This is a genomic window from Pseudoxanthomonas sp., assembly GCF_036845285.1.
Taxonomy (GTDB): Bacteria; Pseudomonadota; Gammaproteobacteria; order Xanthomonadales; family Xanthomonadaceae; genus Pseudoxanthomonas_A.
This window is the reverse complement of sequence record NZ_DAIUEE010000014.1, coordinates 50728-76040: the sequence shown is the minus strand read 5'-3', so window position 1 is coordinate 76040 and position 25313 is coordinate 50728. Positions and strand designations below refer to the sequence as shown.

General features: G+C 68.6%; 13 protein-coding genes. 8 read left to right on the top strand and 5 right to left on the bottom strand.

Annotation, left to right across the window (positions count from 1 at the left end; all coding sequences use genetic code 11):
* Positions 1-23: 23 nt before the first annotated feature.
* The 3 genes from V7060_RS15590 to V7060_RS15580 form a co-directional block, all read right to left on the bottom strand.
* On the bottom strand, positions 24-2861 hold the full coding sequence (locus V7060_RS15590) for a valine--tRNA ligase (RefSeq protein WP_334180162.1): 2838 nt from the start codon (positions 2859-2861) through the stop codon (positions 24-26).
* A 136-nt stretch (positions 2862-2997) separates the two neighbouring features.
* A complete protein-coding gene (locus tag V7060_RS15585; protein WP_334180161.1) occupies positions 2998-3417 on the bottom strand; it encodes a DNA polymerase III subunit chi in 420 nt (139 codons plus the stop codon).
* 103 nt (positions 3418-3520) lie between these two features.
* A complete protein-coding gene (locus V7060_RS15580; RefSeq protein ID WP_334180160.1) occupies positions 3521-5005 on the bottom strand; it encodes a leucyl aminopeptidase in 1485 nt (494 codons plus the stop codon).
* Positions 5006-5134: 129 nt separating this feature from the next.
* On the opposite strand from V7060_RS15580, the gene lptF reads away from it, so the two are divergent.
* A complete protein-coding gene (gene lptF, locus V7060_RS15575; RefSeq protein ID WP_334180159.1) occupies positions 5135-6214 on the top strand; it encodes an LPS export ABC transporter permease LptF in 1080 nt (359 codons plus the stop codon).
* A complete protein-coding gene (gene lptG / locus V7060_RS15570; protein ID WP_334180158.1) occupies positions 6211-7314 on the top strand; it encodes an LPS export ABC transporter permease LptG in 1104 nt (367 codons plus the stop codon). Before lptF ends, lptG begins: the two co-directional genes overlap by 4 nt.
* Positions 7315-7321: 7 nt before the next feature.
* Here lptG and V7060_RS15565 read toward each other — a convergent pair whose 3' ends face one another.
* Positions 7322-7792, bottom strand: coding sequence for an RDD family protein (locus V7060_RS15565; protein WP_334180157.1), 471 nt, complete (start codon positions 7790-7792; stop codon positions 7322-7324).
* Positions 7793-7952: 160 nt separating this feature from the next.
* Here V7060_RS15565 and xerD point away from each other — a divergent pair, with 160 nt between their 5' ends.
* The 6 genes from xerD to V7060_RS15535 all read left to right on the top strand — a co-directional run bounded on the left by xerD (position 7953) and on the right by V7060_RS15535 (position 18071).
* The gene (gene xerD / locus V7060_RS15560; protein WP_334180156.1) at positions 7953-8906 is read left to right on the top strand and encodes a site-specific tyrosine recombinase XerD; all 954 of its coding nucleotides are present in this window, start codon (positions 7953-7955) and stop codon (positions 8904-8906) included.
* Positions 8907-9012: 106 nt separating this feature from the next.
* Positions 9013-9846: a DsbC family protein gene (locus V7060_RS15555; protein WP_334180155.1), complete on the top strand. Its 834-nt coding sequence runs from the start codon at positions 9013-9015 to the stop codon at positions 9844-9846.
* A gap of 79 nt (positions 9847-9925) precedes the next feature.
* Complete coding sequence (gene purL / locus V7060_RS15550; protein ID WP_334180154.1) at positions 9926-13843, top strand: phosphoribosylformylglycinamidine synthase; 3918 nt, start codon at positions 9926-9928, stop codon at positions 13841-13843.
* A 91-nt stretch (positions 13844-13934) separates the two neighbouring features.
* Positions 13935-15647, top strand: coding sequence for a type II secretion system ATPase GspE (gspE, locus tag V7060_RS15545; RefSeq protein WP_334180153.1), 1713 nt, complete (start codon positions 13935-13937; stop codon positions 15645-15647).
* A 4-nt stretch (positions 15648-15651) separates the two neighbouring features.
* A complete protein-coding gene (locus V7060_RS15540) occupies positions 15652-16101 on the top strand; it encodes a hypothetical protein (RefSeq protein ID WP_334180152.1) in 450 nt (149 codons plus the stop codon).
* A gap of 125 nt (positions 16102-16226) precedes the next feature.
* Entirely contained in the window at positions 16227-18071 is a 1845-nt protein-coding gene (locus V7060_RS15535; RefSeq protein WP_334180151.1) for a family 43 glycosylhydrolase, read from the top strand.
* A 55-nt stretch (positions 18072-18126) separates the two neighbouring features.
* On the opposite strand, the gene V7060_RS15530 is transcribed toward V7060_RS15535, so the two are convergent.
* The gene (locus V7060_RS15530; protein WP_334180150.1) at positions 18127-24912 is read right to left on the bottom strand and encodes an ESPR-type extended signal peptide-containing protein; all 6786 of its coding nucleotides are present in this window, start codon (positions 24910-24912) and stop codon (positions 18127-18129) included.
* Positions 24913-25313: the final 401 nt, after the last annotated feature.

Below are 25313 nucleotides of genomic sequence, written 5' to 3'. Positions count from 1 at the left end.
TGGAACGCGGGTCTCCAGCCGGTTCAGAGCTTCGCGCGCTGGCCGTGCAGGGCGGCGAGCTGGTTGCTCCAGTCGATCAGGCGCTGGCGCTCCTGCTCGACCACCGCCGGCGGCACCTTGTCGGTGAACTTCGCCAGCTTGGCTTCGCTCTTGTCCTTCTCGCCGGCCACGCGCGCGATCTCCTTGTCCAGGCGCGTGCGCTCGGCGTCCAGATCGACCAGGCCTTCCAGCGGCACCAGCAGCTTCAGTTCGCCGACCACCGCGGCCGCAGAGGCGGGCGCATCGGCGCCGGCGTCCAGCCACGTGAAGTCCTCCAGCTTCAGCAGGAACGACAGCGACGACGCGAAGCGCGCGATGCGGGCGCGGTCGTTGTCGTGGCCGTCCTGCAGCAGCAGGTGGATGGTCTTACCCGGCGAGACGTTGAGTTCGCTGCGGACGCGGCGCAGCGTGGAGACCATGGTCTTCAGCCATTCGACGTCGGCATCGGCCTGCGCATAGTCCTGGTCGGCGAAATCGCCCGCGACGGGGTAGGCGCGCAGCGACACGGTGCCGCCATCGATGCCGAGCTTCGGCGCGACCTGCTGCCACAGTTCCTCGGTGACGAACGGCGTCAGCGGGTGCAGCAGGCGCAGCAGAGATTCCAGCACGTACAGCAGTGTGTGGCGGGTGCTGTCGGCCGCGTCCTTGTCGTCGCCGTTGAGCGCGGGCTTGGCGAGTTCGACGAACCAGTCGCAGAACTCGTTCCAGGCGAATTCGTACAGCGCCTGCGACAGCAGGTCGAAGCGGTAGGCGGCGAACTGCGTTTCGGCCTCGGCGGTGACCTTGGCCAGGCGCGACAGGATCCAGCGCTCGGCGTCCGTGACCGGATTCGGCATCGTGCTGCCCCCATCCGCCCTTCGGGCACCCCGTATCGAGTACGGGGCAGGCTCTTCCCCCGCTTGCAGGGGAAGGGAGAAACCGTCGGTGTTCATCAGCACGAAGCGGGTGGCGTTCCACAGCTTGTTGCAGAAATTCTTGTAGCCCTCGGCGCGGCCCATGTCGAACTTGATGTCACGGCCGTGCGTTGCCAGTGCGGCGATGGTGAAGCGCAGCGCGTCGGCGCCGTGCGGCACGATGCCGTCCGGGAATTCCTTGCGCGTGGCCTTCTCGATCTTCTCCGCCATCTTCGGCTGCATCAGGCCGCCGGTGCGCTTGGCCACCAGGTCCTCCAGCGAGATGCCGTCGATGATGTCGAGCGGGTCCAGCACGTTGCCCTTCGACTTGGACATCTTCTGGCCGTCCTTGTCGCGGATCAGGCCGGTCATGTAGACGTCGCGGAACGGCACCTGGCCGACGAAGCTGTCGGTGGCCATGACCATGCGCGCCACCCAGAAGAAGATGATGTCGAAGCCGGTGATCAGCACCGACGACGGCAGGTAGCGGTCGAAGCCGCGATCCTTCATCGCCTCCGCATCCGGCCAGCCCATCGTGCTGAACGGCCACAGCTGCGAGGAGAACCAGGTTTCCAGCACGTCGCTGTCCTGCGTCAGCGCGACGTCGGCGGACAGGCCGGCCTTGGCGCGCGCTTCGGCTTCGTCGCGGCCGACGTAGCAGGTGCCCGCGTCGTCGAACCATGCCGGAATGCGGTGGCCCCACCAGAGCTGGCGGCTGATGCACCAGTCCTGGATGTTCTCCATCCAGTGGCGGTAGGTATTGATCCAGTTCGGCGGGACGAATTTCACCTCGCCGGACTCGACGAGTTCGAGTCCACGCTTGGCCAGGCCGTCCATCTTCACGAACCACTGGTCGGTCAGGTAAGGCTCGATCACCTGGTTGGTGCGGTCGCCGCGCGGCACCTGCAGCTTGTGCGGCTTGGTCTCCACCAGCAGGCCGAGGTCTTCCAGATCCGCGAGTACGACCTTGCGCGCCTCATAGCGGTCCAGGCCGCGGTACTTTTCAGGTGCGTTCTCGTTGATCGCCGCGGTCGGCGTCAGCAGGTTGATCAGCGGCAGGTCGTGGCGCAAGCCGACCTGGTAATCGTTGAAATCGTGCGCGGGCGTGACCTTCACCACGCCGGTGCCGAATTCGCGGTCGACGTAGTCGTCGGCGATCACCGGGATCTCGCGCTCGGTCAGCGGCAGCTTCACCGTCTTGCCGATCAGGTGCGCATAGCGCTCGTCGTCCGGATGCACCATCACCGCGGTGTCGCCGAGCATCGTCTCAGGGCGCGTCGTCGCCACGACCAGCGAGCCAGTGCCGTCGGCCAGCGGATATTCGATCGACCACAGGAAGCCTTCTTCCTCGACGTTCTCCACTTCCAGGTCGGAGATCGCGGTCTTCAGCACCGGGTCCCAGTTGACCAGGCGCTGGCCGCGGTAGATCAGGCCCTGCTCGTGCCAGCGCACGAACGCCTCGATGACCGCCTTCGACGCGTCCTCGTCCATGGTGAACGTGCTGCGCGACCAGTCGCCGGACGCGCCCATGCGACGCATCTGCCGCTCGATGATGTCGCCGGACTCCGCCTTCCAGTCCCACACCTTGGCGATGAAGCCGTCGCGGCCCAGCGAATCGCGGGTCTCGCCCTTGCCTTCCAGCGCCAGGTTGCGGCTGACCACCATTTCCGTCGCGATGCCGGCATGGTCGGTGCCCATCTGCCACAGCGTGTCGTAGCCGCGCATGCGGTGGTAGCGCACCAGCGCGTCCATCAGCGTGTGCTGGAACGCGTGGCCCATGTGCAGCGTGCCGGTGACGTTCGGCGGCGGCAGCAGCACGGTGTACGGCTCACCCTGGCCGCTGGGCGTGAAGTAGCCGGCGGCTTCCCACTGCGCGTACAGGCGGGATTCGAAGGATTTCGGGTCGTAGCTGGAGGCGAGGTCGGTCATGGGGTTCCAGAATTCCTGAGGTCGTCATCCCGGCGAACGCCGGGATCCATCTTGATCTTGTGCTTGCGTGCATCCGGCAACGGCCGGAAAGGCTCCAAGTCAGAATGGATTCCAGCCTGCGCTGGAATGACGGGTGCTACATGTCGTGCTTGTTCACTTCAAAGCCGCGCGCCTTGTACTGCTTCCAGCGCTCGCGCAGCGGCTCGCGTGCGGACGGATCGGCGGGCACCACTTCCAGCACGCGTTCGCAGGCGCCGGTGAAGGCGTCGTCGCGCAGGTTGATCACCAGCGCGCGGGCGGGCACGTCGACGTCGGGCGTGGCGATCAGCACGGGCGTCAACTCGTCCTCTTCGTCACCGGCGATCTGGTGCGGGATGTAGGCGTCCGGATCGAACTCCCACAACAACTCGTCCAGTTCTTCGGCCTGCGCCGCGTCGCGCGCCAGCACCAGCGTCCACTGGTTGCCATCGTAGGCCTTGCGGGCCAGCTCGCAGACCAGCTTCAGCGGCTCCTCGAGGAAGCGCGGCTTGGCGATCAGATAGAAGTCAGCGCGCATGACGGCCGTGATTGGCGATTCGTGATTCGTGATGGCAAGGCATGGCGTTGGGGATTCCCGAGATGGCTGCGTTCTTGCGAATCACCAATCACCGGATCACGAATCACGCCGCGCCTCCGGCGCGGTCCAGCAGCCACTGGCTCAGCAGGCCGACCGGGCGACCGGTGGCCATGCCGCGCTTGCCTTCGTCGTTGGCGACGCCGGCGATGTCCAGGTGCGCCCAGCGCTGGCCTTCGGCAAAGCGGGCCAGGAAGCAGCCGGCGGTGATCGCGCCGGCCCAGCGGCCGCCGATGTTGTAGACGTCGGCGAAGCTGGATTCCAGCTGCGTCTGGTACTCGTCCCACAGCGGCAGGCGCCACGCGCGGTCGAACGCGGTTTCGCCCGCGCCCAGCAATTCGTTGCTGAGGTCGTCGTGCTTGCTCATCAGGCCGCTGGCGTAGCGGCCCAGCGCCACGATGCACGCGCCGGTCAGCGTGGCGACGTCGACCAGCGCGGCCGGCTTGAAGCGCTCGGCGTAGGTCAGCGCGTCGCACAGGATCAGGCGGCCCTCGGCATCGGTGTTGCCGACCTCGATGGTCTTGCCGGACATGCTGGTGATGACGTCGGACGGGCGATAGGCGTTGCCGTCGATGGCGTTTTCCACCGCCGGCACGATCACCACCAGGTTCAGCGGCAGCTTCATCTTCACGGCGGCCACAAAGGTGCCGATGACGCTGCCGGCGCCCAGCATGTCGTACTTCATTTCCTCGATGCCGCCCTGCGTCTTCAGATTCACGCCGCCGGTGTCGAAGGTGATGCCCTTGCCGACCAGCACGTACGGCTTGGCGTCGGCGTCGGTCGCCCCGTTCCACTTCAGCACGATCAGGTGCGGTCGGTTGACCGAGCCGCGGGCCACGGCCAGCAGCGAACCCATGCCGAGCGCTTCCATCTGGGTTTCGTCGAGGATCTCGGCCTCGGCTCCATTTTCCACCGCGAACGCCTGAGCCTGTTCGGCCAGGTAGGCCGGGTTGCAGATGTTGGGTGGCAGGTTGCCGAGTTCGCGGGTCACCTGCACGCCGGCGGCGATCGCGATGCCCTGCGCCAGCGCCTGCTCGTCGTCGCCGCTGACGGCGAAGGACGTCAGGCCCGGGTCGTCGTTCTTCTTCTTGCCCAGCGTGGCGGTGTAGCGGTAGCAGGCGTGGTCGGCGGCGATCACGGCTTGGCGGATCTTCCACGCGGCATCGCGGTCCTTGACCGCCACGTCGGACAGGGTGAACAGCGCGCTGCGCACCGGACCCAGCTTGAGCGTGCGGGCGGCGTCGCCGATGGCCTTCAGGTACTGGGCCACGCCGAACTTGGCGGTTTCGCCCAGGCCTACCACCAGCACGCGCGGCGCGGTCACGCCGGGCAGGTCGTGCAACAGGGTGGTCTTGCCGGTCTTGCCGCCGATGTCGCCCCGCTGCAGCAGTGCCGACAGCTTGCCGCCGCTGGCCGCATCCACCGCCTGGCCGGCCGCGGTCAGGCTCTTGTCGGCGTAGGCGCCTACCACGATGCAATCGACGCCGGCCTGGGCGGGGGCTTCGTGGTTCAGGGTGAATTCCAGCGTCATTGATCAGATTCCCGGTTCAGTTACGTACAATCGCGGGCCGGATGAAGATGGCTGACGCCATCCCGGACCGCAGAGACCGCCGCCGCAGGCGCGGCGCACAAGCCCGAGATTGTAAATCAAGCCCTCCTGATGCCGAAGCTGGACCGCTATCTCTTCCGGGAATTCACCCAGAGCTTCCTGGCCACCCTGATCGTCCTGCTGATGGTCAGCGTGGGCGGCGTGATGGCGGACCTGCTGGGCGACGTGGCCGATGGCAAGGTGCCGGCACGCCTGCTGCTGTCCCAGCTGGGACTGCAATTCCTCAACTACATGCCCTACATCATCCCGCTGGCGCTGATGCTGGGCCTGCTGCTGGCGTTCTCGCGGCTGTACCGGGATTCGGAAATGGCCGTGCTGACGGCGGCGGGCGTCGGTCCGCGCCGCCTGCTGCGTCCGCTGCTGATGCTGGTGGTGCCGGTGGTGATCGTGGTCGGCATGTGCTCGCTGTGGCTGGGTCCGTGGGCACTGCGCACCGCGCAGAACATGCTCGAGCATGCGAACCGCAGCCTGGTGGTGTCGGGACTGGACGCCGGCAAGTTCACCGTGCTGTCCAGCGGCGCGGTGGTCTATGTCAGCGCGCTGTCGGCCGATGGCACCGGCCTGAGCAAGGTCTTCATGCATCGCGCCAATGAAGGCCGCATCGACGTGGTGACGGCCAAGTCCGGGCAGATGTTCTTCGAAGGCGAGCGCAACCGCTACCTGCGGCTGGACGACGGCTTCCGGGTGGAAGGTCCCGATGGCGCCGGGCTGGATTACCGCCTGATCCGCTACAAGTCCAACGAGGTCGCGCTGCCGGACCGCGCCGATACGCTGGACAAGGACGATCCCGAACTGCTGTCGACGCCGCAGCTGCTGTCGGATCCACGCCCTGATGCGAATGCGCAGGTGCACGCGCGCCTGACGCCGCCGCTGCTGGCGCTGGCGTTCGCGCTGCTGACCCTGCCGCTGTCGCGCAGCTCGCCGCGGCAGACCCGCTACGGGCGGGTGATGCTGGGCTTCCTGGCCTACCTGGTCGGCATCAGCCTGATGTTCAACGGCACCCAGTTGCTGGCCGACGGCAAGCTGCCCGGCATGGTGGGCCTGTGGTGGCTGACCCTGCCGCTGCTCGTGGCGGCCCTGTGGTTCTACCTGCGCGATGGCCAGCTGACGCGGCCGCGGAGGCGTGCATGAGGCTGTTGCCGCGCCTGCACGACACCTACGTGGGCCAGGTCGTGCTGGTCACCGTGCTGCTGACCTGGGCGGTGCTGGTGGGACTGGACGTGGTGATGGCGCTGTCCGGCGAAATCGGCGACCTGGGAACCGGCAACTACACCTTCGGCCACGCGGTCGCCTGGGTGCTGTACACCGTGCCGCGCCGCGCCTACACGATGTTCCCGACCGCGGCCGTGATCGGATCGCTGATGGGGCTGGGCCAACTGGCCGCCAGTTCCGAACTGACCGCGCTGCGCGCACTGGGATTGTCACGCCTGCGCCTGAGCGTGTCGGTCGCGGCGGCGCTGGCCATCCTGACCGGCCTGATGGTCCTCAGCGGCGAGACCGTGGGGCCGTGGGGCCAGCGCCAGGCCGATGTGCTGAAGATGAGCGCGCGCACCGGCAACGTGGCGATGGACCGGTATTCTGGCCTGTGGGCGCGTGAAGGCAATACCTTCCTCTACGCCCAGAGCGGCGAGGAGAAGGACCAGGGCGGCGGCAAGATCGCCCTGCAGCTGCGCGACGTGCGCCTGTACGAACTGGCCGAGGATGGCCGCCTGGCGTCGATCGCGCATGCCGCCGTCGCCGAGCACCTGGACGGCTACTGGCTGTTGAAGAACGTGCGCCGGACCACGTTCAAGGAGCGCTCCGCCGTGCAGACGACCGTGCTGGGCGAGCGCTGGGAATCCGAACTGGACGCCGCGGTGCTGTCGTCCAGCCTGGTGCGCGCGCGCAACATGCCCAGCCACGAGCTGAGCCAGAACATCGACTACCGCAAGCGCAACGGGCTGGACGCGCGCGACTACGAAGACCAGTACTGGGCGCGCTGGTTCTATCCGCTCAACGTATTGGCGCTGTGCCTGGCCGCCATCCCGTTCGCCTTCGGCAGCCTGCGCAGCGGCGGCATGGGCAAGCGGCTGTTCCTCGGCATCGTGTTCGCGGTCGGCTTCTGGGTGCTGCAGACGATGTTCGTGCGGCTGGCCGGCGCATTCCGGCTGGATTACCGCATCGCCTACGCGATTCCGCCGTTCGCCCTGCTGGGTATTTCCTGGCTGATGTTCAGGCGCAGGAGCCGCTGACGCGCCATCAGGTGCGCTTCGGTAGCCGCACCATGCGCGTGCCGCTGAAACGGTCGTGGAAGGTCAGGCGCTCGCGGTCCAGCCACGCCCACCAGAAACCCAGTCCGGCGGCCAGCGTCGAGACGGTCGCCAGCGCATAGCGGCGCCACAGCGCTGCGCGCGTCGGCGCGCTGCCGTCGGCCGTGATCACTTTCAATCGCCACGGCCGCATCCCCAGGGTCTGTCCGCCGCGCCGCCAGCTCCAGGTGGCGTACAGGCCGGCGACGGCCCAGCAGCAGGCCCACAGCAGCCACCACATCGGGCTGAAGGGTTCGATGTTGTGGCGTACGTTGCCGCTGATCGCCACGTCGATGAGGACGAACGGGACCGCGATGGCGATCCACATCGCCAGTACCGGCCAGATGTCGTAGAGCAGGGCGAGCAGGCGCCAGCCGATCAGGGCGCGGGGTTTTTCCGGAGTAAGAGCGGGTTCCGTCATTGCGACAGGATACCGGCTAACCCCAGCCAACCTCCCTTGGTGTTGTGGGAGCGACGTCAGTCGCGATGGCCGATCCGACGGGGCCTCCTTTCGCGACTGACGTCGCTCCCACAAGGAGCCGGTGCACCCAGGCAGCGAGTGCATCGCCTAAGCTGGCGGCATGTCTTCCCGCACGCCCGCCGATCGCCGCCAGCAGGCGAGTGCCCTGCCGCCTGTTCCGGACGCCGATGCCGCCGACATCGCGGCGTTCCTCGATGCGATCTGGGCCGAAAGCGGCCTCGCCCGGCCGTCACTCGACAGCTATCGGCGCGACCTGGAGGGCTTCGCGCGCTGGCGCAACGGCCGCGAGGGGGGACTGGCTGCGGCCGATCGCGCCGCGCTGTTCGACTACCTGGCCTGGCGCACCCGCGAAGGCTATTCGCCGCGCAGCAACGCGCGCCTGCTGTCCGCGTTGCGCGCGTTCTTCGCCCATCGACTGCGCCGCGGCGAGCGCCGCGACGATCCCACCGCACTGCTCGATCCGCCGCACCTGCCACGATCGCTGCCCAAGGCGCTGGCGGAAACCGAGATCGATGCGTTGCTGGCCGCGCCGGACATCGCCACGCCACTGGGCCTGCGCGACCGCGCCATGCTGGAACTGATGTACGCGGCCGGCCTGCGCGTCAGCGAACTGGTCACGCTGCCGGCGACGGCCGTCAATCTGCGGCAGGGCGTGCTGCGCGTCACCGGCAAGGGCAGCAAGGACCGGCTGGTGCCGCTGGGCGAGGAATCGCAGCACTGGCTGGAGACCTACCTCGCGCAATCGCGGCCGGCGCTGGCCGGCAAGCGCAGCGTGCCGTTCCTGTTCGTCGGGGCCACCGCCGAGCCGCCGAGCCGGCAGCAGTTCTGGGGACTGGTGAAGCGCTACGCCGCCGCTGCGGGGATCGACCCGGTCCGGATCAGCCCGCACGGGTTGCGGCACAGTTTCGCCACCCACCTGCTCAACCATGGCGCTGACCTGCGCGCGCTGCAGCTGCTGCTGGGGCACAGCTCGCTGTCGACCACCCAGATCTACACGCTGGTCGCGCGCGAGCACCTGAAACAGCTGCATGGCCGCCATCATCCGCGCGCCTGAACCGCCGCGATGGCGGACGGTTAAGCCGCCCGCCCGCCGCCCTGTGCCAGAATCCACGCCTGTTCCTGCCAGCCTGCCGCCCTGCGGCCTATCCCGGATGCCCTTGATGCCCCGCCTGATCACCGCCGCCCTGCTGGGCGCCCTGAGCCTGACCGCCTGCGCCCAGGCGCCCGAGCCGCCGGCCAAGGAGGCCGCCGCCGCTGCGCCGGCCCCGGCACCCCAGCTCAAGCCGGGCCAGGGCGCCACCGCCGACGAGCGTGCCCGTTCCGCAGTGGCGCAGCTCAACGCACGGGTCAAGGTCGACTACGTGGGTGCCGCGCCGCTGCCGGGCTTCCGTGAGGTGATCGCCGGCGGGCAGCTGCTGTACATCAGCGACGATGGCCGCTACCTGCTGCAGGGTTCGGTCATCGATCTGCAGCAGCAGGAAGACGTGATGCAGAACAGCGCGGCGCTGGCCCAGCACCGCAGCAAGCTGATCGCCACGATCCCGCACAGCGAGAAGATCGTCTTCGCACCGCCGAATGCGAAGTACACGGTCACCGTCTTCACCGACATCGAGTGCGGCTACTGCCGCAAGCTGCACGAGGAAATCGCCGAGATCAACCGCCAGGGCATCGCGGTGGAGTACCTCGCATTCCCGCGCATGGGCCTGGGCAGCCAGGACCACAAGGACATGATCTCGGTCTGGTGCGCGCCCGACCGCAAGCGCGCGCTGACCGACGCCAAGGCTGGCAAGTCGATCGCCTCGCGCGACTGCAAGAACCCGGTGACCATGGAGTTCGACGTCGGCCAGCGCGTCGGCGTGAGCGGCACCCCGGCGATCTTCTCGGCCGACGGTATCCAGCTGGGCGGCTACCTGCCGCCGGCCGCGCTGCGGGCCAAACTGGACGAACTGGCCGCGAAAAAGGCCCCGGCCGCCGCCGCAGGCGCCGCTCCCTGACCCGAACGAAGCCGGCCCCGTGCCGGCTTCGCTACAATAGCGGGCCCCGTCCTGACGGCACGCCCCCACGGTTCCGGACATGATCGTCCTCGAAGGCCAACCGGCCTTGTCGCACTTCCGCCGCGCGCGGCTCGAATCCAGGCTCCAGTCCATCGCTCCCCAGGTCCGCGTCCTTGGTGCCTGGCACGTCTATTTCGTCGAAGCCGAGACCGGCGCCACGCCGGATGCCGCCACGCTGCGCCGCATCCTGCAGGCCGGCGATGACGCCGCCGCACTGGCCGACGGCGCGGTCTCGCGCTTCGTCACCCCGCGCCTCGGCACACTGTCGCCATGGGCGAGCAAGGCCACCGAACTGCTGCGCGGTGCCGGCCAGCCGGTGAAGCGCGTCGAGCGCGGCCTGCGCATCGATCTGGAAGGCTGGGACGACGCGCAACAGGCGCTGGCGAAGGCGCTGCACGATCCGATGACGCAGTCGCTGCTCGCCACGCGCGAGCAGGCGTCGGCGCTGTTCGCCGCCCCGGCGCGCGGTCAACTGGAACGCATACCACTGGCACAGTTGGAAGCCGCCAACGCGCGGCTGGGCCTGGCGCTGGCCGAGGACGAGATCGATTACCTGCGCGCGCGCTACGGCGAACTCGGCCGCGATCCGTCGGACGTCGAACTGATGATGTTCGCGCAGGCGAACTCCGAGCACTGCCGGCACAAGATCTTCAACGCCAGTTGGACCATCGACGGCAAGGACCAGGACCGCTCGCTGTTCCGCATGATCAAGCACACGCATGCGCAGACGCCGGAGCACACGCTCAGCGCTTACAGCGACAACGCGGCGGTGGTAGAAGGCTATCCGGCGGCGCGCTTCCGTCCAGGCGGCGATGGCCAGTACCGCCTCGAGGCGACGCTGGACTCCGCGTTCTGCATCAAGGTGGAAACGCACAACCACCCGACCGCGATCGCGCCGTTTCCCGGCGCCAGCACCGGTGCCGGCGGCGAGATCCGCGACGAGGGCGCGACCGGCCGCGGCGGCAAGCCGAAGGCCGGCCTGACCGGCTTCTCGGTCTCGCACCTGCGCATCCCCACGCTGCCGCAGCCGTGGGAGGCGTCGCGCGCACTGAACCCGCGCATGGCGCCGGCGCTGGAGATCATGCTCGACGGCCCGCTTGGCGGCGCCGCGTTCAACAACGAGTTCGGCCGGCCCAACCTGCTGGGCTACTTCCGCAGCTTCGAGCTGCCGGAAGGCGAGGGCCTTACCCGCGCCTACGACAAGCCGATCATGCTGGCCGGCGGCCTAGGCGCGATCGACCGCATCCAGGTGGAGAAGAAGACGCTGTCCGCTGGCGACGCGGTGATCGTGCTCGGCGGCCCGGCGATGCTGATCGGCCTGGGCGGTGGTGCCGCCAGCTCGGTGGCGTCCGGCGAAAGCGCCGAGGAACTCGACTTCGCCAGCGTGCAGCGTGACAACCCCGAGATGGAGCGTCGCTGCCAGGAGGTCATCGATCGCTGCGTGGCGATGGGCGAAAACAATCCGATCCTGTGGTTCCACGACGTCGGCGCGGGTGGTCTGTCCAACGCGATCCCCGAACTGCTGCACGACTCCGGCGTGGGTGGCGTGATCGACCTGGGCAAGGTGCCTAGCGACGATCCTTCGCTGTCGCCGATGCAGTTGTGGTGCAACGAATCGCAGGAACGCTACGTGCTCGGCGTGCCGCAGGCGCGGTTGACCGAATTCGCCGCGATCTGCGAACGCGAGCGTTGCCCGTTCGCGGCTGTGGGCGTGGCAACCGCCGAGGAGCGCTTGGTGGTCGGTTACGGCGCCGCCGTCGATACCCTTCCTCCGCCTGCTGGGGAGGGGGCTGACAGCTACCCAATCGACCTGCCGATGGACGTGCTGTTCGGCAAGGCGCCGAAGATGCATCGCGACACGGGATACCCGGAGGCACCGAAGTGGCCGGCGTTGCAGACCTCCGCGTTGGACCTGCGCGAGGCCGGCCTGCGCGTGCTGGCGCATCCGACCGTGGCATCGAAGCAGTTCCTGATCACCATCGGCGACCGCAGCGTTGGCGGCCTGACCGCGCGTGACCAGCTGGTCGGCCCGTGGCAGATGCCGGTCGCCGACTGCGCGATCACCCTGAGCGACTACGAAGGCTTCGTAGGCGAGGCGATGGCCATCGGCGAACGCACGCCACTGGCGCTGCTGGATGCCGCCGCGGCCGCCCGCATGGCGGTGGGTGAAGCCATCACCAACCTGTGCGCCGCACCGGTCGAATCGCTGCATCGCGTAAAGCTGTCGGCCAACTGGATGGCCGCTGCCGGCCATCCGGGTGAAGACGCGCTGCTGTTCGATGCGGTGAAGGCCGTCGGCATGGAGCTGTGCCCGGACCTGGACATCAGCATCCCGGTCGGCAAGGACTCGCTGTCGATGCAGGCGCAGTGGCACAGCGATGGTCAGGCGCAGAAATCGGTGTCGCCGGTGTCGCTGATCATCAGCGCCTTCGCGCCGGTCACCGACGTGCGCCAGCAGCTGACCCCGCTGCTGTCGCGCGACGACGACAGCGACCTGTGGCTGATCGGCCTGGGCGCCGGCAAGCAGCGCCTCGGCGGTTCGGTGCTGGCTCAGGTGTATCCGCAGTCCGGCGGCGACGGTGCATGGCCGGCGTTCGCTGGCGGCGACCGCGACGAAAGCGTGCCGGACCTCGACGATCCGCAGCGCCTGCGCGACTTCTTCCACCTGATCGCCGATGCGCGCGAAGCCGGCCTGCTGCTGGCCTACCATGACCGCAGCGATGGCGGCGCGTTCGCCGCGCTGTGCGAAATGGCCTTCGCCTCGCATCGCGGGCTGGACATCAATCTGGACGGCTGGGGTGACGACGCGTTCCGCACGTTGTTTGCCGAGGAACTCGGTGCGGTGGTGCAGGTGGCCGATGAAGACCGCGCCGCGTTCGCCGACCTGGTCGAGCGCCATGCCCTGACCGAATGCGCGCAGCGCATCGCGCGCCCGACCACCGCATCGGTCGTGCGCGTGCAGCAGGAAGGCGACGTGCTGGCCGAATGGCGCTGGGAAGAACTGTTCGACGCCTGGTGGTCCGTCACGCACGCCATGCAGAAGCTGCGCGACAACCCCGACGCCGCCGACCAGGAGCGCGACACCGCGCGCCAGTTCGGTCGCACCGGCCTGAAGCCGAAGCTCTCGTTCGACGCCGCCGAGGACGTCGCCGCCCCGTTCATCGCCACCGGCAAGCGCCCAAAGGTGGCGATCCTGCGCGAGCAGGGCGTCAATGGGCAGATCGAGATGGCATCGGCGTTCGCCCGCGCCGGTTTCGATGCGTTCGACGTGCACATGAGCGACCTGATCAGCAGTCGCGTGGCGCTGGACGGTTTCAGCGGCCTGGCCGCGTGCGGCGGCTTCAGCTACGGCGATGTGCTGGGCGCGGGCCGCGGCTGGGCGACCTCGATCCTCGAGCGTGCCGCCCTGCGCGACGCCTTCGCCGCGTTCTTCGCGCGGCAGGACACGTTCTCGCTGGGCGTCTGCAACGGCTGCCAGATGATGAGCCAACTGAAGGACATCATTCCCGGCGCGCAGCACTGGCCGCAGTTCCTGCGCAACCAGAGCGAGCAGTTCGAAGCGCGCGTGGCGCTGCTGGAAGTACAGGAGTCGCCGTCGGTGTTCTTCCGCGGCATGGCCGGTTCGCGCATTCCGGTGGCGGTGGCGCATGGCGAAGGCCGCGCGTCGTTCGCCGGCGCGGTCGACCAGGCGGCCGCGCGCGTGGCGCTGCGCTATGTCGACGGCGACGGCAACATCGCCGCGCTGTATCCGCAGAATCCGAACGGTTCGCCCGACGGCATCACCGGCCTGACCAGCGACGACGGCCGCGCGACGATCCTGATGCCGCACCCGGAGCGCACCCCGCGCAGCGCCAACCACAGCTGGGCTCCGGCGGGCTGGCCCGACGACTCGCCGTGGCTGCGCATGTTCCGCAACGCGCGGGTGTGGATGGGATGAACCTGCGCGCCCGCCGGTGATGGCGGGCGACGCCGGGGCAATGCGGCACCTGATAAAGTCCGGGGCGTTAACAGGGCCTGGGAGGCCTTCCGTGGACGCAGCCGCGCTCGACAATCCGCTTTCCGACGACGAGCGCATCGTCGCGGCCCTGCTGGCCCGCGGACGGCTGAAAGAGGCCGACCTCGCGCGCGCACGGCGGTTGAAGGAAGAGACGGGTGGCGATCTGTTGGCGCTGCTGTCGCGCCTGGGCCTGGTGTCCGAACGCGATCATGCGGAGACCGCCGCCGAGGTGCTCGGGCTGCCGCTGGTGGTGGCCAAGGACGCGCCCGACGCGCCGCCGGAATCGGTCGCGTTGTCGCAGCGTTTTCTCAAGCAATTCCATGTCTGCCCGGTAGGCGAAGACGAAACCCACATCGACCTGCTGATGGCCGATCCGCAGGACCGGTATGCGCTGGATGCGGTGCGGCTGGCCACCGGTCGTGCCATCCGGCCGCAGGTCGCGTTGCGGTCGGAGATCAGCGACCTGATCGAGCGCTACTACGGACAGGGTCGCAGCGCGATGGGCGCGATCGTCGAGAATGCGGATGGCGAGACCACCGCCGACCTCGACGACGTCGAGCACCTGCGCGACCTGGCATCGGAAGCGCCGGTCATCCGCCTGGTCAACCTGGTGATCCAGCGTGCGGTCGAACTGCGCGCGTCCGACATCCACATCGAGCCGTTCGAGAACCGGTTGAAGGTGCGCTACCGCATCGACGGCGTGCTGGAGGAGGGCGAAAGCCCGCCGGCCAACCTCACCGCTGCGGTGATCAGCCGCGTCAAGATCATGGCCAAGCTCAACATCGCCGAGCGCCGCCTGCCGCAGGATGGCCGCATCATGCTGCGCGTGCAGGGCAAGGAACTCGACCTGCGCGTGTCCACCGTGCCGACCGCGCACGGCGAGAGCGTGGTGATGCGCCTGCTCGACCGCGAGACGGTGGTGTTCGATTTCAAGAAGCTCGGCTTCACCGATGCGTTCCTGCCGCAGTTCCAGAAAGTGCTGGAGCAGCCGCATGGCATCCTGCTGGTCACGGGTCCGACCGGTTCGGGCAAGACCACCACGCTGTATACCGCGCTGAGCAAGCTCAACACGCCGGACGTCAAGATCATCACGGTCGAGGATCCGGTCGAGTACCAGATCGAAGGCATCAACCAGATCCAGGCCAAGCCGCAGATCGGGCTGGACTTCGCGCATGCGCTGCGCAGCATCGTCCGCCAGGACCCGGACATCATCATGATCGGCGAAATGCGCGACCTCGAGACCGCGCGCATCGCCATCCAGTCCGCGCTGACCGGCCATCTGGTGCTGTCCACGCTGCACACCAACAACGCGGCCGGCGGCATCACCCGCATGCTCGACATGGGGGTGGAGGATTACCTGATGACCTCCACCATCAACGGCATCCTCGCCCAGCGCCTGGTGCGCCGGCTGGAGCCGACGCATGCGGAGAAGTACGCCGCGTCGCCGGAGGAGATCGAGAAGTTCGGCCTGCGCCGGTTCCAGCCGCAGGGCGAGATCTTCCTGTACCGCCCGCGCGGGTCGGCCATTGCGCCGACCGGCTATCTCGGCCGCACCACCATCGTCGAATTCCTGGTGATGAACGACGCGATCCGCCGCGCGATCATGCGCCACGCCGGCATGGGCGAGATCGAGCAGCTCGCGCGCGAGAACGGCATGCGGACCATGTACGAGGACGGCATCGTCAAGGCGATGTCCGGCGAAACCACCATCGAGGAAGTGCTGCGCGTTACCGAGGAGGGGTGAAGCGATGAAGCGGATGCTGCTCGGATACGTCGTGATCGCGCTGTGCGCGATGCCGGTGATCGCATCGGCGGCCAAGCCCGCACCGAAGACGCTGTCGCGCAGCGAACTGCCTGCCGGCTTCGCGATCGGAACGGCCTCGCCGTCGCTGGCGCTGCAGGTCGAGGTGGTGGACGGCAAGGTCATCGCCTCGGCGCCCGCCGGCGACGGACCGGGCAACCTGCGTGCCGCGCGCAGTGGCGACGCCGCGCAGACCACGCTGATGGTCAGCAGTGCGCTGGTCGAGGCGGTGAAGTTCGACCTGTACGTCTCGCTGGATGGCGAGCGGTTCACCTACGCCAGCAGTTGCGGCGTCACCCCCGGCGTCTCTTCGTTCGAGATGTGGGAGCAGCCGGTGAAGCTGTTCGCACTCGGCAATCCGCGCGTGCTGCCGAAGGGGCGCATGGCCTGCGACTGAGCCGTCGCCTCGCGTCATCGGCGCGGGCTTTCGTCGTTCTTCCGCTGACGTTCGCTGCGGCGCGACTTTCCCCTCGCGCGGTGCTCGTGAATACTCCGGTGTAATCGTTTCCATCGATGGGTGGCGTGGATAGCATCGGACCTGCGCGCGCGGCATTGCTGGCCGCGCTGACACTGACGGGAACGGCGGAGGCGGCGGAAGCGCGGAAGACCTACGCCAATCCCCTCGACATCGACTACCGCTACAACTTCGAGCAGGAAAGCCGGGGCATTTCGTACCGCACCGGCGCCGACCCGGTGATCGTGCGCCACGGCGATGCCTATTACCTGTTCCAGACCCTGGCTGATGGTTACTGGCGCTCGACCGATCTGGTGGACTGGACGTTCATCGCGCCGAGCCGCTGGCCGTTCGACAGCATGGTCGCGCCGGCGGTGATCTCCGACGGCGATCGCCTGGTGGTGATGCGCTCGCTGTTCTCGCCCGGCGCGGTGCTGGAGTCGCGCGATCCCGCCAGTGGCCGTTTCGATTTCCTGACGCGCATGCTGCCGGAACTGCCGAACGCGGTGCCGCCCGGTCGCGATGTCGGCCTGCCCGGCTGGCGCAACGGCGATCCGCAGCCGGACAGGATTCCACCCGGGCCGTGGGATCCCGCGTTCTTCAAGGACGACGACGGCCGCTGGTACCTGTACTGGGGCTCGTCGGATACGTTTCCGCTGTACGGCATCGCGCTCGACATGTCGAAGGGCATGCGCTACGTCGGCACACCGCGTGCGTTGCTTGCGCTGGATCCCGAGCGGCACGGCTGGGAGCGCTTCGGCCAGGACCATCGTGGCGCCGTGTTCCCCGACGGCACGCCGGTCGGCAACTACATGGAAGGTGCGTGGATGACGAAGGTGCGGGGCAGGTACTACCTGCAGTACGGCGCGCCGGGTACCGAGCACAACGCTTACGCCACCGGCACCTATGTCGGCGACAGCCCGCTGGGTCCGTTCGCATACGCGCCTTACAACCCGGTGGGCTACAAACCCGGCGGTTTCGTGCAGGGTGCGGGCCACGGCTCCACGTTCCAGGACGCGTACGGCAACTGGTGGAACACCGGCACGCCGTGGCTCGGCTACAACTGGACCTTCGAGCGTCGCATCGCGATGTTTCCGGCGGCGTTCAGCGCGGACGGGCAGATGTCGGTCAGCACCCGCTTCGGCGATTTTCCGCATTACGTGCCGGATGAACCGAATGCCGATCCGGAAGACCTGTTCACCGGCTGGATGCTGCTGTCGTGGCGAAAGGCGGTGACCGCATCGACGACGCTGCTGGGCCATGCCGCGGCCAACGTGACGGACGAGAATCCGCGCACGTTCTGGGTGGCGGGCAGGAATGAAGCGGGGCAGACGCTGACGCTGGACCTCGGCGCATCAAAGACGCTGCGTGCGGTGCAGGTGAACTTCGCCGATTACCAGTCCGGGCGCTACGGCGATGCGGACGACATCTACACGGAGTTCGCGCTGGAGCATTCGACGGACGGACGTCGGTGGCAGCCGCTGGCAGCCACCGGCACGCCGCGTCGTGACCGCCCCAACGCCTACTTCCAGCTGCCGGCGCCGGTCAGTGCGCGCTACGTGCGCTATGTGCACGGGCATGTCGGCGCTGCGCACCTGGCGATCAGCGACCTGCGCGTGTTCGGTGATGCGGGTGGCCGTGCACCGGCCGCGCCGCGCAAGGTTACCGCTCGCCGCGACGCCGATCCGCGCCAGGCCTTTGTCCGTTGGCAGCCCGTGCGTGGCGCGGTCGGCTACAACGTGCGCTGGGGCATCGCGCCGGACCGCTTGAACCTGGGCTACCAGGTGTTCGCCGACCGGCCGACGACGCTGGAACTGCGCGCGCTCAGTCGCGATGTCGGCTACCACGTGGCGGTGGAAGCGTTCGACGAGAACGGCGTATCGCCGTTGAGTACGACGGTCGCGATGCCCTGAACGCAAAAAGAAAGGCCCGGCAATGCCGGGCCCTTCTTCGTTGCCTTGCTCCGGGTTACAGGTCGATACCGAAACCCACGCCGGCCGACTTCTCGTCGCCACTGAACGCGCCACCGATGCTGAAGGACGCGCGCTCGCCGATCGGCTTGGAGTAGCCCACCGACAAGGCGTTCTCGCCGTTCTGCCAACCCGCACCCACCGCCACTCGCCCGCGCGGACTGCGGCTGCCGGCGGCGTTGATCGCCATGTTCAACATCGCCGAACTCATCGCGCCCATCTTGTCCAGGCGGCGGTCCTGCTCGGAGAAGCGGCGGTCCACGTCGCCCCGGAAGGCGTTGAAGTCGTCCTCCAGTGCCTTGACCTGGAAGTCGGCATAGGCCTTGGCGCTGGACAGCGTGCTTGCCGAGGATTGGTCGGTGTAGGACTGCGCGCTGCTGAGCGTGTTGGCGTCGCCCGCATCGGCGTAGGACGCGGCCGTGGCGGGCACGTCGGTTGCCGCGGTGGCATCGGCCGGTGTCGCGACCGCCGGTTGGCCACTGGCGACGGCGCCGCCGCCGGAGGCATCCGTGGTCGTCGCCGTGCCGCGTGCAGGCGACGATGCGCCGCCGCCGTTGCCCGGCGCGGACGCCGTCTCGCCCGCCACGTGGCCCTGGCTCGCCTGCGTGGGCGGTGCGGTGCCGGCAGAAGCCGTCGACGTCGTCGTGCCGCTGCCCGATCCGTTGTACATGCCGTACAACTCGTTGAGCTTGGCATCGACGGCGGTGAACGCCGCGCCCACGTTGTTGTACGACGTGCCCTGGATCGTGTAGCTCGGCGCGATGAACACGCCGCCCGAGAAGCCGGCACCCCCGCCCAGCGCGCTGGCCACGAAGCTCAGCTGCGACAGGTTCACCGCATCGGTGGCCTGGGTGCCGGCCGCGACGTTGGTGACCTGCCGTTCGCCGCCGACCCTGCCGACGGACACGGTGTCCTCGCGATCCGCCACCGAGTCGCCGCCGATCGCCACGCTGTTGTCGGCTTCGGCGGTGGCCAGGTTGCCCAGCGCGACGGCATTGACACCGGGGGTGTAGGCACCGCCACCGACGGCGACCGAGTAGTCACCGGAGGCTTCGGTCGGGAGGAAGCCGGAGAACGCACCACCGACAGCGACGCTGTTGTCGCCACTGGCGACAGCGTTGGAACCCAGCGCGGTGCTGTCGTAGTTGCTCGCCACCGCGCCGAAGCCCAATGCGGTCGCGCTTTCCTGCGACGCTTGCGCACCGTAGCCGAAGGCCGATGCGGCGAAGGCGGATGCGCTGCTGTAGCTGCCGATGGCGGCCGAGCCGTCACCCGAGGCATCGCTGCGGAAGCCGTTCGCGGTGGCCTGGAGGCCCGACGCCGCGCTTTCCGCACCGGTCGCCGTGGCGTAGGCGCCCGACGCCGTGGCGCCCGCACCGGTCGCGGTCGCGCCGGTGTCGCTGGCCACGGCACCTGCACCCACTGCCGTCGCATCATCCGCGGTCGCTTCGGTGCTGGCGTAGACGGGATTGCCGTCGGCATCCAGGATCGGATCGCCGTTTTCGTCGAACAGTTGGCGTTGTCCGCCGATCGCGACGGAACCCGCGCCTGCCGCTTGCGCACCGGCACCGTTGGCGACGCTGTTCGCACCGGTGGCGGTGGCATTGAAGCCGGTGGCGGTCGCGCCATCGGCCAATGCGAACGCACCGGAACCGCTCGCCGTCGCGCCGAAGCCATCGGCCAGCGCCGCGGAGCCGGACGCCGTGGCGTAGTCGCCGTTGGCCGTGGCGTCGTCGCTGCCGTCGCCCGCACCGTTCGCCTTGAAGTAGCGGGTGGCGTTTTCCGAGGCGTTGGCGATGGCGTTCAACTGGTCCAGGTTCACCGCGTCGGTGCCTTCCGTGCCGGCCGCGACGTTGGTGATCTGCCGTTCCGCACCGACATCGCCGACCGAGACGGTGTCGTCGCGGTCGTTCCACGAATTGGCGCCGATCGCGACGCTGTTCGTCGCCTCTGCCACCGAATTCACGCCCAAGGCCACGCTGTCGTCGCCATCGGCGTAACTGTTGTGGCCGAGCGCGGTGCTGTACTCGCCGGTGGCCCAGGCGCCGTTGCCGAACGCCGAACTGCCGGTGCCGCTGGCACGCGTATTGATCAGGCCGAAGAACGTGGTGCCGCCGACGGCGGTGCTTTCATCGCCGCCCGCACTCGCGCTTTCGCCCACGGCGGTCGCGCCGCTGCCGCCCGCGGCCGCGCCGTAACCGAATGCCGAGGCGAAATCGCCGCCCGCGCTGCTGTAGCCGCCGACCGTGGTGGAGGCCAGGCCATCCGCACTGCTGCGGAAGCCGACGGCCGTGGACTGTGTTGCCGATGCCGAGGCTTCGGTACCCAACGCGGTGGCGTAGGCGCCGGACGCGTCCGCGCCCGCACCGACGGCACTCGCGCCGACCTCGCCGGCGAGGGCGCCGGCACCGATCGCCGTCGCATCGTCTGCGGTGGCTCCAGTGCTCGCGTAGACCGGATTGCCATCGGCGTCCAGGATGGGATCGCCGTTTTCGTCGAACAACTGGCGTTGTCCGCCGAGCGCCACGGAACCCGCGCCGATGGCTTGCGCACCGGCACCGTTGGCGACGCTGTTCGCACCGGTGGCGGTGGCGTTGAAGCCGGTCGCCGTGGCGCCGTCGGCCAGCGCGAACGCACCGGACCCGGTCGCCGTCGCACCGATGCCATCGGCCAGCGCCGCCGAGCCGGAGGCCGTGGCGTAGTCGCCATTGGCGGTGGCGTCATCGCTTCCATCACCGGTGCCGTTCGCCTTGAAGTAGCGCGTGGCGTTCTCCGAGGCATCGGCTACGGCGTTCAACTGGTCCAGGTTCACTGCGTCGGTGCCTTCCGTGCCGGCCGCGACGTTGGTGATCTGGCGTTCGCTGCCCGCACTGCCGACCGACACCGTGTCCTCACGGTCAGCGACCGAATCGCCACCGATGGCGACGCTGTTGTCGGCTTCGGCGGTTGCCAGGTTGCCCAGCGCCACCGAATTGAAGCCTGGCGTATACGCACCGCCACCCACGGCAACGGAGTAGTTGCCCGAGGCTTCCGTCGGGATGAAGCCGAAGAACGCGCCACCGACCGCCACGCTGTTGTTGCCGCTGGCAATCGCGTTCGAACCCAGCGCGGTGCTGTCCAAGTTGCTGGCGACCGCACCGAAGCCGAGCGCCGTGGCGCTGTTTCCGCTGGCGTCGGCGCCATAGCCGAAGGCCGACGCGCCGAAGCTGGAGGCGCTGCTGTAGCCACCGATGGCGGTGGCGGCATCGTCGGACGCATCGCTGCGGAAGCCGATGGCCGTCGCCTGCGTGCCCGAGGCGCCGGCCTCGGTACCGACGGCAGAGGCGTAGGCGCCGGACGCATTCGCGCCCGCACCTGTCGCGGTAGCGCCGATCTCGCTGGCGACCGCGCCTGCGCCAAGGGCCGTTGCATCGTCTGCCGTTGCCTCCGTGCTGGCGTAGACCGGATTGCCATCGGCATCCAGGATCGGATTGCCGTTCCCGTCGAGCAGTTGCCGCTGTCCGCCGACCGCAACCGCGCCAGCTCCCGATGCTTGTGCACCCGCACCGTTGGCCACGCTGTTGCTGCCCGTCGCCGTGGCGTTGAAGCCGGTCGCGGTCGCACCGTTGGCCAGTGCGAACGCACCGGAACCGGTCGCCGTCGCGCCGACGCCGTCGGCCAATGCCGCGGAACCTGACGCGGTGGCGTAATCGCCATTCGCCACGGCATCGTCCGTGCCGTCGTTCGCGCCATTCGCCTTGAAGTAGCGGGTCGCGCCCGCGGAGGCCTCAGCGACCGCATTGAGCTGGTCCAGGTTCACCGCATCGGTGCCTTCGGTGCCCGCAGCGACGTTGGTGATCTGGCGCTCTGTACCCACGTCGCCGACCGACACCGTGTTGTCGCGGTCGGCGGTCGAGTTCGCGCCGAGCGCCACGCTGTTGTCGCCCAGCGCCGTGCTGTAGAAGCCGACCGCCGTGCTGTTGTCGCCGCTGGCCCAGGATTCCGCACCCAGTGCGGTGGCGTAGTCGCCCGGCGCGTAGGAGAAGAAGCCGGCGGCAGTGCTTTCGATGCCCGATGCTTCCGACAGGCTGCCGGCCGCGAGGCTGTAGTCGCCCGCCGCGATCGCGCCGGCACCGAATGCCGCCGCGCTGAATCCGCTGGCCTGCGTGTAGACGAGCAGGCCGAAGCCGGGGATCAGGTCGGCCGGTCCACCGACCGCCACGCTGTAGTCGCCGGTGGCGCCGCTGGCATGGCCGAAGCTCGATGCGTACGACCCGGTGGCCGTGCTGCCGTAGCCGAATGCGGAACTCGCTTCACCGCTGGCCTCGCTGAGTACGCCGAAGGACGAACTGCCAAGGCCTGACGCCAGGCTGCCGGAACCGACCGCCGTGGCACCGAGGCCGGAGGCGACGGTGTTGACGGTGATCGGATTGCCATTCGCATCGAAGGCATCCACCGAGCCGCCGATGGCGATGCTGGAGTCGCCACTGGCCTCCGCACTGCTGCCGTTGGCGACGCTGTTCGCGCCGGTAGCGGTGGCGTTGAAGCCGGTTGCCGTGGCGCCGTCGGCCAGGGCGAAGGCGCCGGAACCGGTGGCGGTGGCGCCGACGCCATCGGCGAAGGCCGCGGAGCCGGATGCGGTCGCATAGTCGCCGTTCGCCACGGCATCATCGGTGCCGTCTTCTTCGCCATTGGCCTTGAAGTAGCGTGTCGCGTTTTCCGACGCTTCCGCCACTTCGTTCAACTGGGCCAGGTTCACCGCATCGGTATCCTCGGTGCCCGCCGCGACGTTGGTGATCTGCCGCTCACTGCCCGCACTGCCGACGGAGACAGTGTCTTCGCGATCGGCAACGGAATCACCGCCGATGGCGACGCTGTTGTCGGCTTCGGCGGTTGCCAGGTTGCCGAGGGCGACCGAGTTGAAGCCCGGCGTATACGCGCCACCACCGACGGCGACGGAGTAGTTGCCCGACGCTTCGGTCGGAATGAAGCCGAAGAACGCACCACCGACGGCGACGCTGTTGTTGCCGCTGGCGATGGCGTTGGAGCCGAGCGCGGTGCTGTCGGAGTTGCTGGCGACCGCGCCGAAGCCTAACGCCGTGGCGCTGTTGCCGCTGGCCTCGGCACCGTAGCCGAAGGCCGAGGCGCCGAAGTTCGATGCGCTGCTGTAGCCACCGATGGCGGTGGCTGCATCATCCGACGCATCGCTGCGGAAGCCGACCGCCGTGGCCTGGATGCCGGACGCCGCAGCCTCGGTACCCACCGCCGACGAATAAGCGCCGGATGCATTCGCACCTGCGCCTACCGCGCTTGCGCCGGTATCGCTGGCAACCGCGCCAGCACCCACCGCAGTGGCATCGTCTGCCGTCGCCTCCGTACTCGCGTAGACCGGATTGCCATCGGCATCGAGGATCGGGTCACCATTCTCGTCGAGCAGCTGGCGCTGACCGCCGACCGCAACCGCGCCTGCGCCCGATGCCTGTGCGCCGGCACCATTGGCGACGCTGTTCGCACCGGTCGCCGTCGCGTTGAAGCCGGAGGCGGTCGCACCGTTGGCGAGCGCGAACGCACCGGAACCAGTGGCCGTCGCACCGACGCCATCTGCAAGCGCCGCAGAACCGGAGGCCGTGGCGTAGTCGCCATTGGCGACCGCGTCATCCGTGCCGTCGTTGGCACCATTTGCCTTGAAGTAACGCGTGGCATTACCCGAGGCTTCGGCGACCGCGTTGAGCTGGTCGAGGTTCACCGCGTCCGTTCCCTCAGTGCCCGCGGCCACGTTGGTGATCTGCCGTTCGCTGCCGGCGCGACCGACGGAGACACTGTCCTCCCGGTCGGCGACCGAGTCGCCGCCGAGCGCGACGCTGTTGTCGGCGCTGGCCGACGCGAGGTTGCCGATCGCCGTGGCATTGGTGCCCGGCGCCCAGGCGCCGCCACCTACCGCCGTCGAAAAATCACCGGAGGCTTCGGTCGGCAGGAAGCCGAGCAGCGAACCGCCCACGGCGACGCTGTTGTAGCCCGTCGCGAGGGAGCCGGAACCCAGTGCCGTGCTGTCGCCGCCACTGGCATCCGCGCCGTAGCCGACGGCCGTGTCGAAGCTGCCCGACGCGTTGGCGAATCCACCGAGCGCAACGGTGGCGACGCCGGTCGCCGTGCTCGTGTGGCCGGCGGCCAATGCCTGCGTGCCCGAGGCGGTGGACGAACTGCCGAACGCACCGGCGTACGCGCCCGTGGCGCGGCTGCCCGTGCCCACCGCACTCGCACCGGCGCCCGTCGCGTTCGCCAGCGTGCCGACCGCGGTCGCATTCGCGCCGGTCGCATTGCTCTGGCTACCCAGCGCCGTCGCGCCCTGCGCGGTCGCGCTGCTGTCGTAGCCCACGGCCGTGGCATTCACGCCCTTGGCTTCCGCATAGCCGCCGATGGCCGTGGCGCCCGCCTTGTTGGCGATGCTCTTGTAGCCGACCGCGACGGCATGGCGACCGGACGCGTCGACGTCGTCGCCGCAGGACACGGCGTTCTCGCCAGGGCGTCCGTCGATGATGGGCTTGCCACGCGCATCCACGCAGAAGGCAGGACCCGTCCCGATCTGCGGCTTGTCGTTCTGCGGCTGGCCTTTCTGTTTGTCATGGGCCAATGCCGCGCCGAACGGCGCACCGGCAAGCAGGGCCGAGACCAGCAGCGTCACGCCAAGCCGCGCGCGCACCCGCGCGCCGGACGACATCACGCCGTGCGCGCGACGCGCGAACTCCGAGGCCACCACCAGCATGCCAAGGGAAGGGTTCCACACCTTGCTGTAAATCCTGTTCATGGATCACGTCCTTCATTCTGTGTTTTCGGGGGAATACGACAGCGCCCGGACCATGCGGCACGGGAATCGAGGCGGACTGCGTCAGGCAAACAGACAGCGCGGCATGCGACAGGGGAGACGCATGGCCGGGTCGCACGAAGCAACGGAAACGGAGACGGAAGTGCAGGGATCGTGCGGAAGACGCGTGACGGGTCGCCGCTGGCGTGCGCAACGCGACGCGGAGGCGTCACGAAAAAACAGGCGTGCACATGGATCTTCGAAACGAAATGCCGCGTCGAAAAACGATTCCCTCATTCCCCATCCCCTCATCCCGAGATGATGCAAAACAACTCCGTGTGATCGAACACTACATCCGCGTTGTGCAATTTGCGAGAGATTTGCTACGTTCGGCGCAACGCGAG